Annotated in this window: 16 protein-coding genes and 1 tRNA gene; 9 read left to right on the plus strand and 8 right to left on the minus strand. The window is 44.3% G+C overall.

All coding sequences use genetic code 11. The features are described 5' to 3' along the window. The first annotated feature begins 10 nt into the window (after window positions 1-10). The 3 genes from ACLGLO_RS05785 to ACLGLO_RS05795 all read left to right on the plus strand — a co-directional run bounded on the left by ACLGLO_RS05785 (window position 11) and on the right by ACLGLO_RS05795 (window position 3,038). Window positions 11-1,162, plus strand: coding sequence for an acyl-CoA dehydrogenase family protein (locus ACLGLO_RS05785; RefSeq protein ID WP_492127969.1), 1,152 nt, complete (start codon window positions 11-13; stop codon window positions 1,160-1,162). Window positions 1,163-1,234: 72 nt separating this feature from the next. Continuing rightward, window positions 1,235-2,029 carry an electron transfer flavoprotein subunit beta/FixA family protein gene (locus ACLGLO_RS05790; protein WP_492127970.1) on the plus strand — a complete coding sequence of 265 codons (795 nt, stop codon included), beginning with the start codon at window positions 1,235-1,237 and terminating at the stop codon, window positions 2,027-2,029. 10 nt (window positions 2,030-2,039) lie between these two features. Then, window positions 2,040-3,038, plus strand: coding sequence for an electron transfer flavoprotein subunit alpha/FixB family protein (locus ACLGLO_RS05795; protein WP_492127971.1), 999 nt, complete (start codon window positions 2,040-2,042; stop codon window positions 3,036-3,038). Window positions 3,039-3,059: 21 nt separating this feature from the next. Here ACLGLO_RS05795 and ACLGLO_RS05800 read toward each other — a convergent pair whose 3' ends face one another. Then, complete coding sequence (locus tag ACLGLO_RS05800) at window positions 3,060-3,326, minus strand: stationary phase-response protein (protein ID WP_492127972.1); 267 nt, start codon at window positions 3,324-3,326, stop codon at window positions 3,060-3,062. Between the two features lie 352 nt (window positions 3,327-3,678). Here ACLGLO_RS05800 and ACLGLO_RS05805 point away from each other — a divergent pair. The 6 genes from ACLGLO_RS05805 (at window position 3,679) to ACLGLO_RS05830 (ending at window position 8,342) form a co-directional block, all read left to right on the plus strand. After that, window positions 3,679-3,753, plus strand: a tRNA-Ile gene (locus ACLGLO_RS05805). Window positions 3,754-3,810: 57 nt separating this feature from the next. Then, window positions 3,811-5,244, plus strand: coding sequence for an ArsB/NhaD family transporter (locus ACLGLO_RS05810; protein WP_492127973.1), 1,434 nt, complete (start codon window positions 3,811-3,813; stop codon window positions 5,242-5,244). Window positions 5,245-5,764: 520 nt separating this feature from the next. Next, the gene (locus ACLGLO_RS05815) at window positions 5,765-5,983 is read left to right on the plus strand and encodes a hypothetical protein (RefSeq protein ID WP_492127974.1); all 219 of its coding nucleotides are present in this window, start codon (window positions 5,765-5,767) and stop codon (window positions 5,981-5,983) included. Between the two features lie 47 nt (window positions 5,984-6,030). Beyond that, complete coding sequence (locus tag ACLGLO_RS05820; protein ID WP_492127975.1) at window positions 6,031-6,654, plus strand: IS607 family transposase; 624 nt, start codon at window positions 6,031-6,033, stop codon at window positions 6,652-6,654. Between the two features lie 91 nt (window positions 6,655-6,745). Then, complete coding sequence (locus ACLGLO_RS05825) at window positions 6,746-7,999, plus strand: zinc ribbon domain-containing protein (RefSeq protein ID WP_492127976.1); 1,254 nt, start codon at window positions 6,746-6,748, stop codon at window positions 7,997-7,999. A 1-nt stretch (window position 8,000) separates the two neighbouring features. After that, window positions 8,001-8,342, plus strand: coding sequence for a PIN domain-containing protein (locus tag ACLGLO_RS05830; protein ID WP_492127977.1), 342 nt, complete (start codon window positions 8,001-8,003; stop codon window positions 8,340-8,342). A 1,389-nt stretch (window positions 8,343-9,731) separates the two neighbouring features. Here ACLGLO_RS05830 and ACLGLO_RS05835 read toward each other — a convergent pair. The 7 genes from ACLGLO_RS05835 to ACLGLO_RS05865 all read right to left on the minus strand — a co-directional run bounded on the left by ACLGLO_RS05835 (window position 9,732) and on the right by ACLGLO_RS05865 (window position 13,026). Beyond that, window positions 9,732-9,896, minus strand: coding sequence for a hypothetical protein (locus tag ACLGLO_RS05835; RefSeq protein ID WP_492127978.1), 165 nt, complete (start codon window positions 9,894-9,896; stop codon window positions 9,732-9,734). A 96-nt stretch (window positions 9,897-9,992) separates the two neighbouring features. Continuing rightward, a complete protein-coding gene (locus tag ACLGLO_RS05840; RefSeq protein WP_492127979.1) occupies window positions 9,993-10,193 on the minus strand; it encodes a hypothetical protein in 201 nt (66 codons plus the stop codon). A gap of 70 nt (window positions 10,194-10,263) precedes the next feature. After that, the gene (locus ACLGLO_RS05845) at window positions 10,264-10,821 is read right to left on the minus strand and encodes an XTP/dITP diphosphatase (protein WP_492127980.1); all 558 of its coding nucleotides are present in this window, start codon (window positions 10,819-10,821) and stop codon (window positions 10,264-10,266) included. Next, window positions 10,821-11,486, minus strand: a complete 666-nt coding sequence (locus ACLGLO_RS05850; protein WP_492127981.1) for a Kae1-associated kinase Bud32 — start codon at window positions 11,484-11,486, stop codon at window positions 10,821-10,823. Before ACLGLO_RS05850 ends, ACLGLO_RS05845 begins: the two co-directional genes overlap by 1 nt. Further along, window positions 11,474-12,478: a KEOPS complex N(6)-L-threonylcarbamoyladenine synthase Kae1 gene (gene kae1, locus ACLGLO_RS05855; protein ID WP_492127982.1), complete on the minus strand. Its 1,005-nt coding sequence runs from the start codon at window positions 12,476-12,478 to the stop codon at window positions 11,474-11,476. The genes ACLGLO_RS05850 and kae1 overlap by 13 nt, the downstream gene beginning before the upstream one ends. After that, entirely contained in the window at window positions 12,475-12,645 is a 171-nt protein-coding gene (locus ACLGLO_RS05860) for a 30S ribosomal protein S27ae (protein WP_492127983.1), read from the minus strand. Before ACLGLO_RS05860 ends, kae1 begins: the two co-directional genes overlap by 4 nt. Window positions 12,646-12,648: 3 nt before the next feature. Beyond that, window positions 12,649-13,026, minus strand: a complete 378-nt coding sequence (locus tag ACLGLO_RS05865; RefSeq protein WP_492127984.1) for a 30S ribosomal protein S24e — start codon at window positions 13,024-13,026, stop codon at window positions 12,649-12,651. Between the last annotated feature and the right edge of the window lie 54 nt (window positions 13,027-13,080).

The raw sequence follows: 13,080 nt of genomic DNA on the forward strand, positions 1-13,080 counted from the left end.
GCGAAGTACTTTGGAGAATTATCCATACTTTGAAGAATATCACAGAGACGTTGTTGATGTTGCTAGAAAGGTTTCTGAAGAATTTGCGCAGACTGCCGCTGAGGCAGACGAAAAAGAGGACTACACTATCATCGAAAGAAACCTGAAGAGGCTGGGAGAGCTCGGTATTCTGGGGATAAGAATCCCCTCGCAATACGAAGGACAAGGATTAGATATGAGAAGCTACGTCCTCGCATTGGAGGAAATCGCAAGGGCATGTCCGTCTACAGCACTTTCATTTGATGCGCATGTCCTCGCAGCAGACAGTATATTGCTGGCAGGGAGCGAGGAACAGAAAGGGAAATACCTTCCAAAGTTAGCTAAGACACACATTGGAGCTTTTGCCCTTTCGGAACCATATGCCGGCTCAGACGCAGCAGCGCTGAGAACTTCAGCAGAGCTCAGGAATGGAAGATACATTTTGAGAGGAGAAAAGCACTTCATAACAAACGGAAAAATAGCAGACGTGATAATAGTCTTCGCAAAGACAGACCCTTCCAAAGGAGCAAAGGGGATCAGCGCATTCGTAATTGAGAAGGATGCTCCTGGTTTGAAGATAGGAAAGCTGGAGTCAAAGATGGGGGTGAGAGGATCTCCCACCACTCAGATGTTCCTTGATGGAGTAGAAGTGCCCAAGGAGAACCTGCTCGGCAGGGAAAATGAAGGCTTCAAAATAGCTATGGAGGCCTTGGATATAGGAAGGGTGGCAGTCGCAGCTCAATCCCTAGGAATTTCGAAAGCAGCTTATGAGGTAGCTTTGAGGTATGCGAAAGAGAGAAATCAGTTCGGACAGCCAATAGCGAACTTTCAAGCAATTCAGTTCATGCTGGCAGACATGTACGTGAAAATAAGAGCTTCAGAGGGACTGACATATTTTGTTGCTTGGCTTGCCGACAGAGGCCAAAAAATAACCCTTCACGCATCAGTAGCTAAGCTATATGCCAGCGAAGCGGCCCTTGACATAACTGACAAAGCTATACAGATACTCGGTGGTGCGGGCTATACTAGAGACTTTCCCGTTGAAAGGCTTCACAGAGACGCGAAGATAATGACGATTGGAGAAGGAACCTCTGAAATTCAGAGGCTCGTTATAGCTAGAAATATAATATCAAGCAGTAAATAGAAAAATCAAAAAGTTTTTTTAAGTTGCTATATTTATCTTTATCATCAGTAAAGCTGTATGAGGTAGGGTGCTTTGCGTCCCTTAAAGATAGTTGTGCTGATGAAGCCGGTACCAGATATGGAGAAGGTAAAGTTCGATACAGAAAAAGGAACAATAGTGAGGGAGTCATCTGAGCTCACGATCAACCCATTCGATCTCCATGCAATTGAAGTGGCAGTCCAGATAAAAGAGAAGACGGGTGGTCACGTAACTGTGATGAGCATGGCCCCCCTTCATGCACAGGAAGCCCTCAGGGATGCCCTGGCCAGAGGATGCGATAGAGCTATTCTCCTTTCTGACAGAAAGTTCGCCGGTGCAGATACTCTTGCTACAGCATATGCCCTTGCCAGCGGGATCAAGAAGCTGGGCGAGTATGATCTTATAGTTGCGGGAGAGAAGAGCGTTGATGGCGACACGGCGCAGGTTCCACCGGAGGTAGCAGAATTTCTCGGTATTCCCCATGCAAGCTATGTGAGCAAAGTAACGGAAATAGGAGACGGCTTCATAAGGGTTGTTACCGAGCAAGAATCTCCTTACGAGGTTGAGCTTTCCACTCCAGCTCTAATACAGGTTACAAAGGAAGTGGCAAAGCCCAGAGTTCCTCTGCTCAAAGATAAGCTCAGAGCGCGAAAAGCAAACATAGAAGTTTGGAGCGCTGATCTTCTTTCCGATGTAGCTGATGTGAAGCAATTCGGCTTCAGCGGCTCACCTACATGGGTTGGGAAGATAATCGTTCCTAAGCCAAAAACTAGGAACAAGCAGGTTCTCAAGCCAGAGGAAGGGATCCAAAAGATAATAGAGCTCCTTAAAAAGGAGGGGGCAATCTAGGTGATTGACAATGAGCGATGAATATAAGAACGGTATAATGGTGTACGCCGAGGTACATGACAGCGTCATCCACCCCGTAACCTTCGAGCTTCTGGGAAAAGCGAGAGAGCTGGCAGAGAAGAAGGGAACGAAGGTAGCTTCTGCTCTGTTGGGCCATGGGGTCAGGGGATTGGCAGAAGAGTTAATCTACAGGGGATCAGACGAAGTTTATGTCGCCGACCACGAGAGATTGAAGGACTTCGATGTGATAGCCCATAGGAATGCCCTCATCAAGATAGTACAGAGAGCAAAGCCTGAGGCTGTGATTTTCGGAGCAACTAATACGGGGAGAACGATTGCTCCAAGAGTATCCGCTTATTTTAGAACAGGACTCACGGCAGATTGCACCGATCTGTTCATCGATGAGAAGGGTAACTTGGTTCAGGTGAGACCAGCATTCTCGGGGAACATCTTCGCTCATATACTGACTAAGACGAGGCCAGTCATGAGCACAGTGAGGTACAGGACTTTCAAACCCTCGGAGAGAGATCCCACAAGAAGAGGAGAGATCATAGATGTAGATGTAGAGGACTTCGGAAGCGGAGGCTACAGAGTGCTCAGGAAGCTCGAGAGAGAGAAGGTGAACATCTCTGAATCGGAGATAATTGTGGCAGCTGGAAGGGGATTAAAGAAAAAGGAAGACCTGGAAATGATAAAGGAGCTAGCATCTCTGATCGGAGCTACAGTTGGAGCTTCAAGGCCTCTAGTGGATGATGACTGGATCTCCAGAGATCATCAAGTTGGATTCAGCGGAAACATTGTGAAGCCAAAGCTCTACATAGCTATCGGAATTTCTGGCAGTCCGCAGCACGTTGTGGGAATGAAGGACAGCGGCATTGTTGTATCGATAAACATCGACCCCTCGGCCCCTATAGGGGAATACAGCGACTACATGATAGTTGGAGATCTATACGAAGTAGTACCAAAGCTCATCGAGGAAATCAAGAAGCTGAAGTCTCAGAAAAGCTAAAATTCTATGGTTGGATCATTTTTAATCTCTCACATTTTCAAGTAAGCTGACTATGTTCCAAATAGCGATCCTCGTGTGGACAGGCATGTTGGGATCTTGGCTTATTTCATCTAAAACATGAATGGCATTAGCAGCTCTCACTCCAGCGCTGAGATTTTTCACATTCAGCTGATTGATCGCTTCCGTAGCAACCCTCCTGATATTCCTCGGCACACTTGCATCGTTCACTATTCTGGTCAGCATCATTATTGCTGTCTTTATCTTCTCTTCGTTTTCTTGCGCGCTCATTTTAAACTCACCTCATCTGCATGAAGACAAAAAGAAACTAAAAAAGATTAGCGCAATCATGGATGTTTTCACCTGCTGCTCTGAATAACGAATTTCTTTCTCAATTTAATAAGTTCTGCTTGAAGACTCATCTTTCTTTATTGACGCAGAAACTGCAACATTCAGAAATCTCCCGTCTTCGCTCAGAACCAACCGTCATTTCTCATCAGTGCTTAGATGATAAATCAGATAATTCGGTACCAAAAAATTCATGAAATTTTGAGTCATTAGCTGGACTTTCAGCAGCAAGCCATGCTTCCAAACATTCAAAAAACTTTAAAACTTTAAATTCAATCAATATCAGGACAGTGTCGGGCCCGTAGCTCAGCCTGGTTGGAGCGCCCGGCTGATAACCGGGAGGTCCGGGGTTCGAATCCCCGCGGGCCCACTCATTTTTTTAAATCAAAAAACTTTTTATATGATCTTTATAGCTTTAAAAAAATCATTGGAGAGAAACCGAGAGAGGAGCTCAATGCTTTCAGCTAGGGCGAGGGCGGCTGGGCTGATTGCTTCCGTTGTTATGGTATCGTTGCTTTCCGCATTGTCTGGGCTCAACACCAAGCAAGTCATCAGCCTTACAGCCCTCTCGATATTCATCGGAGGGTCTTTCGCTTTCTGGGAGTTCCGAGTAGCCTTCGCCTTTGCGGGAGTATCCCTCTTGCTGTTTACAGATGTAATAGACATTCAGCACATCATATTATACTCGAACATTGACGTGATAATTTTCCTGATATCAATGATGATCGTTATTGGCTTCTTGGAGGAGAGGAAATTCTTCGACTGGATGACTGCAAGATTAATATACATCTTCATAGACAGGCCTTCGCTCGTAATGGCTTCGATAATACTGTCTTCATTCATTTTAGCTGCTTTGGTCGACGAGGTGACGAGCATCCTGATAACCTTAGCCTTGACGATGAGGATCTGCCGCTATTATGACATAGATCCCCTTCCGGTCGCCATCTTCGAAGTATTCGCAACCAATATAGGAAGCAGCGCCACTGTGGTAGGCAATCCCATTGGTGTCCTGGTAGCATTCAGGGCGGGCTTCACATTCTTCGATTTCATAAGATGGTCTTTCCCGATAGCTCTGGTCAGCGTGATGCTCATCGTAATTATCGGTGAAATTTACTTGAGAAGAGAAAAGGAGAAAGCTTTTTCAAAGAAGCACGAAGAGAAAGAATTGAGAGAAATAGAGAAGGCCGCGAAGTACAGCAAAGAGCTGAATACCCCTCTCGCTCTTTTCTTGGGAGTAATAATCGGGCTAGTCCTCCACCACCACATCGAGAGCGCATTCAACCTGCCGACGAACTCTCTCCTCCTTGGAGTTGCTTTGCTTGGAGCAGGCATAGCTCTATTCATTGAACATGAAAAGGCTGTGGATATAGTCGAGAGGAGAGTTGACTGGTGGACGCTCGTCTATTTCCTGCTACTCTTTGCCAGTGTAGGAACCCTTCAGTATACAGGGATCTCAAGCTTAATAGCTGAGAAGATTGAGGCGCTAACGAGGGGCAATCTCGTCTATGTAATGCTTCTGATAAGCGCAGTGGTTGGAGGAATTACTTCGGTTATGGACAATGTACTGGCAGTTTCCATCGCCATCCCAATAGTCAACTCCCTCGCTGGAGCCATCCAGACCTTTCCAATCTGGTGGATATCGCTGATATCGGGAACATACTGGGGCAACGCGACAGTCATAGGGTCAACAGCAAATATAGTTATGGCAGGCTACATGGAAAAAGCCAGGAAGAGGGGAGAAAAAGTCGGAGAGATAAGGATGTTGAAGTGGATAAAGATAGGGGTACCGATTTCAGCTCTCACATTCGCGGTAGCTTTCTTCCTCCTCTATATACAGATCGGCCTCATGCCCCCAATATAACAGCTCAGCAATCAAGACCTGTGGGATTCTGTTATGAGAAGAATCCGTCATGCCGTGATACCTATGAAACAACCCTGTCAACCTAGTAGTAGTTATATCCCGGTGGGGATAAAAATGTTTCCCAGAGCTGGTCGTCCATGACTATACTGAGTCCTTCAATAGATCCTTACCTCCAAGCCGATGACCCTCTAAAGGGGAACCCTCGCCCTTTAGGACGAGAAAAGGCCGATGATTATGATCTGAGAAGAGCCACAGCTGGATTCAGCAAGGTATTAGCATTCTCCTTCTTCGGATTATGGATCTCCAGTAAAATACCTATAGAAGAAACTGGCAGTATATTGCCGAGCTATCAAGCTGTAGAAAACTAATAGCATTACTTTCACCAGCAGTTGTCGGATTCCCAGCATTAATAAAACCAACACTACCACATCTTGTAAGCCTAATACTCTTCGTAAAAAGCAACAAAGCCCGAAAAACTTTAAGCTTGGTAAGAACATTATTCTATAGTAGGGGTTGAACAGTGTCCAGGGTTATTACTGTGAAACTACCTCCATGGCTTTCCGAAGAAGAGTTCAGTAGGATAGTTGAAGAGCTTGTCGCTAGGCTAGAAGGTAGAGTTAGCATTGATGAGCTTAGAAGGGAACTCGGTGTTAAACCTGAAGATCTCGCAGAGGATATTGAAACATACGATGCGGAACAGCTGGAGCTCAAGGAAAAGGAGAGACTGTTTCGTAAGTAAAAATTTTTAAGCTAGTTCAGCTACTATAATTACTAGGGGCACTATTAATGCCTGAAAAGCTTTATCGTACTAGAGAGGTCGCCGAGCTTCTCAATCTTAGCGTTAGCGGTATTAAGAAGTGGATTAATGAGGGTAAGATACATGCTATTCGTATCGGTAAGTTCTGGATGATACCGGAGAGCGAAGTAAGAAGAATACTATCAGGCGTAAAACCAAGTGAAACGAGAGCTGCTATCTATGCCCGTGTAAGCTCTTATAAACAAAAGCAAGACGGAAACCTTGATCGACAAGTAGAGAGATTGAGGAACTATTGCTCTGCTAAGGGGTATAAGGTTATTGATATAATAACGGATGTCGCTAGTGGGTTGAAGGAGGATAGAAGTGGCTTACAGAAGCTCTTTAGCATTGCTGAGAAGCATCAAATCGATGTGGTAGTTGTTGAGTTTAGGGATAGGCTTACAAGGTTCGGTTTCGACTATCTCGAGAGATACTTCGAATCACATGGCGTTAAAGTAGAGATAGTGGAAGAAACAGAGAAAGGATATATGGACGAACTCATCGAGGACTTCGTTGCCATAGTGATTAGCTTTGCTGGTAGAATCTACGGTAAACGCTCACAGAAGTTCAAGAAGATAAAAAAGGTCGTAGGAGAGGTGATAAGAGACGAATAAAACAATCAAGAAAACAATTAAGCTTAAACTCATACCGCTAACTAAGAACGATAGAAACCAGCTATTCTCGCTCCTAGACGATTATACAAATATGACAAGGGAGGCACTAGACATAATAATTAGGAATGATGTGCGTAGCAAGAAGAACGCTCATGAAGTATGCTATAGAATGCTTAGGGAGAAGTACCCTTATCTACACAACAAGTTCGTTGAGGAAGCATATAAGAGAGCTTTAGCGATGTATCGTAGCTATAGAAAGCTTTTGAATAAATGGAAAAAGATTTCTAAAAAGAGAAAAGATATCCTGCCACCAACACTGCCAAAGATAGAGAAGAATAGAATTGTTGAACTTCATGTAGATATCTACAAGCTAGAGAAGAAACAAGGATTATTAGTGTTGAAGATATCTAAAGGCAACAATATCTACATGGAATTCTTAATTATGGAGTATGAATACGCTAAGAGAGAATTTGATGGTGCTAAACTAGGTAACTCTAAACTACTTATTGATGGAAGTAGCATCTATTTGCTATTAGTACTACATAGAAATGTTGAGGTAGAGGAGCATAAGAATAAACTATTCATGGATATTAATGAGGATAGTGTTGACTGCTTACTAGTGGATTATGACAGGAATAGAGCCGTATTATTCTCTATAAAACACGATAGTAGAAAGATACGCACAAACTATAGGAGGATAAGGAAGAGTATACAGGATAAAGTCGAAAATCCGTATCTGCAGAGGAAACTCCTAGCCAAATATGGCTATCGTGAGAGGAAACGCATTGAAGATAGGTTGAAAAAGATGACTGCGCTAATAGCAGAAATCGCCAAAGAGTATAACGCTGACTTGGTAAGAGAGAATCTCAAAGACTTAAGACAAAACGGTAAGAAAAAGAATAAACAGTTAAACTATAGATTATCCTCATTCCCGTATCGTAAGTTCATATCGTACATCGACTATAAGTTCTATAAGCGAGGATTAAATGCAGTTGAAGTAGATGCTAAGAAAACATCTATCACTTGCCCAGTATGTGGTTACACAAGTAAGCGGAACCGAGTTAGCAAAGAAACATTTAAATGTAGAAGATGTGGTTTTACTTTTAATGCTCAGTATGTTGCCTGTCTTAACCTCTTTCTTCGCTCCAATGACGGCGGAGTAGCCATCAGGGGCGGAAGGCTACACCTAATCCCCCGTAAGGCGGACTCTGTGGTGTCCGTCGATGTAGCTCCCGATGAACCACCGACAAAGATGAGGTGGTTAAGGGAGAAGCCCGTGTCCAGAAAAGCCGATAGAACTAAAGTAGCTGAAATAACCAAGCTAACGGGCATGGGCAACCACTGAGATGACAATACTCGATACGAGCGTAACCATCGATAAAGTCAAATCAAGAGAACCCATTAAGGAAGATATAACAGTCGTTACATTGGTTGAATATCCTGGGATCATCTATTACAAACACTTCTATGGAGGAACAATATTCCCCATAAGACAAGACTTCATCCTAGCACACAGGCTTCAATTAGAGCTCCTCAAAATAGGTAAACCACAGGCTTTCTCAGATCTACTGATAGCCGCAATACTCATAAATAGAGATGAAGAACTGATTACAAGAGATCAAGACTTTAAGTACATAAGTGATGCTGCAAAAATGCTAGGATATTCTATGAAGATAAAGATTGTGTAACTATGCATAGAGAACTGCAAACATAATCTGAGAACAGGGTGCTTAAAGTACTCTTAGCGGCTGAAAGGGCTCCCTATCTACAGTCTTCTCGTAGGCGGTTTACAACGGTTTCCCAGCCCCTCCCCACAGGCAACCATAGGCCTCAGGAGCCAAGGGTCACCAATATACTTGCAACGCCTCGAAGCCTATAGGTTGACGGATACACTCCATCAACATATTTAACAGCACTAAAAGCAAGGAGAATATTAATCAAGACTTTTGGTCCTTCGCATAGTATTAATATTCGCTCAGCTTTTAGTGCATAATTTGACTAATAAGTAAATCCTAAAATGATATATCATACGGTTCTGCAACCTGAGGCGAATCCAGTTATTTCGTGCTTAATCTTACAGGTTTATAATGGTAGTAGTCTTCCTGCATCGGCGAAAATACTAACAAGAAGATGCGGGGATGCTAGCAGTACTATATACTTTATATGGAATTTATCTATGACTGTTTATGTTTCGTTTTTATCCATTGCAGGTTTCTTCTTATTAAAAACCTGTGAATCATATAGCTACTAGAAGTAGTACCTCCTAGAATTGGAGTATATATTGACATAGCAAATTCTTTTAGCATTCTCTTTAAAAAGAAATACTTTTGTTCGATAATTCTTTTTTCATATAGTATTGGTGCTTCGATCACATATCTTATTCCATTAATTCATTAATTAATAGAATTAATAAGATAGATTACCTTTCTATATCAGAAAGCACGCTTAAGATAATAGAATGATGGATATAGGTAGATCGCGATCCACTAAATAGAAGATAAGGCACCTAGACTAAATCCGTGAACATAAAGTAGATCGTTATAAATTTTAGAGCCTCCAATTATAAGTTTCATAGTATTTCCATAGTATTTTTCCAAAGATCGTAGTGTTCCATAGCTCCATCCCTTAGCTGTCTAATAGCCCTTCTAAATGAGGATGGAAAGTGATCCTCCTTGTATGGATATGGGACATAAAATAGACTTCTACATACGAACATAGAAGAAGGACCCTAAGGCTCCTTGTTGAGGCCACTGATAAGTATAATCTGAGGCTCGTGAAAATCTTTGTTTGGACTTACCCGAACTACCCGGGTACATGGAGAATTGCTGGGAGTTTTGAAGCCTAGTATCCGGGTCTAGTTGAAGAAGTGTTCAACCCCAAACGGGCCCTACTACGAAGGCCCAGAACCTGAACAACATATATGAGAGGGTGAGGCGGGGAAACTTCGACCTTGTCGGGATCCAAGACGATAAAGATATAACTCCACAAAGCGTCTTCAAGGCTGTTAACTACTGGTATAGGAGGATCAGAGGTGATAAGGGATATTCTTTGGGCTTCTTAACCTTGAAGCTCTTGTATTACTCTTCAGATTTTTCATCGATATTCTCCTTCAGGAGCCTGACGAACCCCTTGAGATCTGCTGCTATCCTATGCCTGTTACTCGGGTTGACCTCGGCTACTAGGAACTTGGTTATGTCGAAGCCTGTGGAGCTCCTGATATCCTTCCCCTGATTTCTAGCCACTTAAGGAACTTGGTGATCCTACTGATCTTCGTGTATACATCGTATGGGGAGTGATTCTCAGCTATCACGTTGTATATGAATAGCTCTAGAAGCTCTCTATGCACGGGATTGCTCAGTTCCCCCCTTGGCCTTCTCAAGCCTCCTCAAAGCCTCTCCATACTTTCTAGCATCAACATTGTAGTCTGCGGTAGCACTAGCCTGCATCGCGCCCCTTTCTATAACGTATCCGTAAGAGTATTTAAGCAGATAACGATTCTCATGGAGTACCCTTCTCATCAAGGGTACATCAGCACTCAAGACCCACATCATTCCTTCTGGTCAGTACTTGAGGTTTCCCTCATCATCTCTATAATTCATTGCAAACTTTTCAAAAATTAGCTTTTGCAATCCACTCGGCGAGCTCTCTGAAGGCCTTGGCTCTGTGGCTGATCCTGTTCTTTTCTTTTGGTCCCATCTCAGCAAGTGTTCTGCTATCCCCCTCCGGTATGAAGATCGGATCGAACCCGAATCCCTGCTCTCCTCTCGGCGATTCAGATATCTTCCCTTCAAGGATCCCCGTGAAGACTTTTTCTCTTATCCCGTCGCAGTAAGCTACTGCCGTGATGAACAAAGCTCTCCTGCTTTTCTCTCCCTCCAGAAGCTTCAATATACCCTTCAATCCTATAGTCCTGTAAACGTATTCCGCATATGTCCCGGGGAATCCATTAAGAGCTTCAATGTAAAGAGCTGTATCATCCACCGCTACAGGAATGTTTGCCTGCGCGCATGCCTTCCTAGCTGCGTGCAGCGCTATCTCGACCACATCATCTGACTGGATCTCTTCCTTTTCTCCCTCGAGCCGCTGCACCTCCACGCCATACTCATGCAAAATCTCCCTTATCTCCTGAAGCTTAGATCTGTTATGCGTCAGAACAAAAAGCCTCATTATCCGCCCTGCCTCTCCTTTATGTACCTTCCTCGCAGCCTTATTTCTTCCAGGCTAGATCTGATGAGCTCGGTTTCCCTCACTTCACGGAAATAAGCATTGAAGAACGAGAGCAGAACGTTTTCCTTATGCTCAGGATGCGTGCTCTCGACAGCCCTCTCGAAGACTCTCAGATCCATGGCTTTATCTTCCGAGCGCTTAGAATGAAAGCTCAATCCAAAATCGATCAGAACTACATTTCCGCTCTCTCTTTGAAAAATGACATTGGAAGTGGTGAGGTCTCCGTGAACTATGTGTGCGTTGTGGAGCTTTGCCACCATGCCTCCCAGCTCTTCGACGATCCTCTCAATCGTGGAGTCGAACCCTCTTTCATATATCAGGTCCCTGAGGAGATCCCCCTCAACGAAGCTCATGATTATGATGCCGTTATCCGGATCTATTTTGAGAGGCATCGGAGCCCTCACACCAACCGCGTTTGCTTCCCACAGAATTCTAGCCTCAGTGATCGTCCTGCTCCTGATCAGCTTCTCAGCGAGCCTGGGGTTCATGTATGGTTTCTTTATCCTCTCCTTTACCACAGCTTTTATTCCGAGATAGCTTCCGATGTACAAGTTTGACTCCGCTCCCCAGGAAAGCGGAATCAGCGATCTCCTCAGCTCCTCCACGGAATTTCAACCTCCTCTATTCTCCATCTCTGATCTATATGGGCTTCCTTCGGCTCGATCGTGACACCGCTAAGATATGCTAAAACACCTGTCCATGCGATCATTGCCCCATTATCCCCAGCATATGAAGGGGGGACGTTGAAGTACTTAGCACCGTGGCTTTCAGCCATCTTCTTCGCTTTTTCATCTAGGATCTGGCTGGCTGAAACCCCTCCTGTGAGGAGCACCTCCCTCTTTCTGGTATGCGCAAGGCCTCTCTCAGCTACCTCAGTGATCATGGAAAAGCTGATTTCAACGACGGAATAGCAAACGTCTTCCACTTTATATCCTTCCTTCAGCTTTTTCAGAGCCGAAGTCAGGAGGCCTGCATAAGAAACATCCTGACCTTTAACTATGTAGGGGAGGTCAATTACTTCTTTTCTTTCGGATTTCTGAGCGCATATGTCTATTACGTGCCACCCGTTGACTATGTAGGGAGGAGCAAGGCCGGCCTCCCTTGAAAAGACATCCCTCAGGTTTCCCAAAGCTATGTCCTGCGTCTCCCCGAAGACCCTGTACCTTCCATGTTTGAAAGCTATGATCCCCGTATTTCCCCCAGAAACATAAATTACCAGAGGATCTTCGAACCCGGACAACAGGTTCCCAATCTCTATGTGAGCTATTCCGTGGTTCACAGGAACCAGTTTCTTCCCGTAGTAAGAAGCGAGAGCCCTTGCTGCTGTTGCCCCAACTCTCAGGCAGGGGCCCATTCCTGGGCCGAGAGCTACAGCTATTGCATCGATGTCATTTATTGTTAAATTCGCTTTATTGAGAGCTCTAGCCAAGACCTCGCCTATGGTTTCAGCATGGTTTCTCGATGCTTCTCTCGGGTGGATCCCCCCTGTTACGGGCTCATACTTGCTCCTCTCGTTTGCCAGTATATAAGGAGGGAAGCTTTGAGCTATCCCAACGCCGAGAGTATGAGCGGTTGATTCTATTCCCAGTACTCTCACTTTTCTGCCGTCAAGAATTCTGTGTAGCCACATGCTCCGCAGTACCACCGGGATACAGGTTCCTTATGAAAAGCCATAATGCTTCCACATCGGGGGCACTTTTTGTTCTTCAGCTTTATCTTCCCGGTCTTATAATCGAACTCGTAGAGCTTGTGAATCTCGGCCATGCTTCATCCCTTCTTCTCTTTTTCTTTCTTTTCAGCCTCTTCTATTTCTTCTTGAAGAGTTTTGTTCCTTTCAATGATGTATTTCGGCTCGTACTCTTCAGCAGCTTTTGAACTTTTGTAAATGTGGATCAGCGCTCTGCTCCTGGACAAGCCGTACTCAGTTTTCAGGGATCTCACATATACTTGCCTAATGTCGACTCCAAATTTCTTCGAGATTTTTTCCCTCAACGATGGGATCGGGGGAGTTCCTTTACCTACGTGGTGCACATATCCTTGAATCTCGCTTCTACCTAAGAGGAAGTTGTCCCTCTCTTCAGTGATTTCGAAAGTAAATCCATCTCCCAAATCTATCAGTTTCCCAGCTTGTTTCGCAGCAGACATCGCTTAATCATCCTCTTCAGATGCCTGCATAATCTACAATCTCAACAGTTTATA

The sequence above is a fragment of the Fervidicoccus sp. SLHALR4 genome (assembly GCF_058692745.1).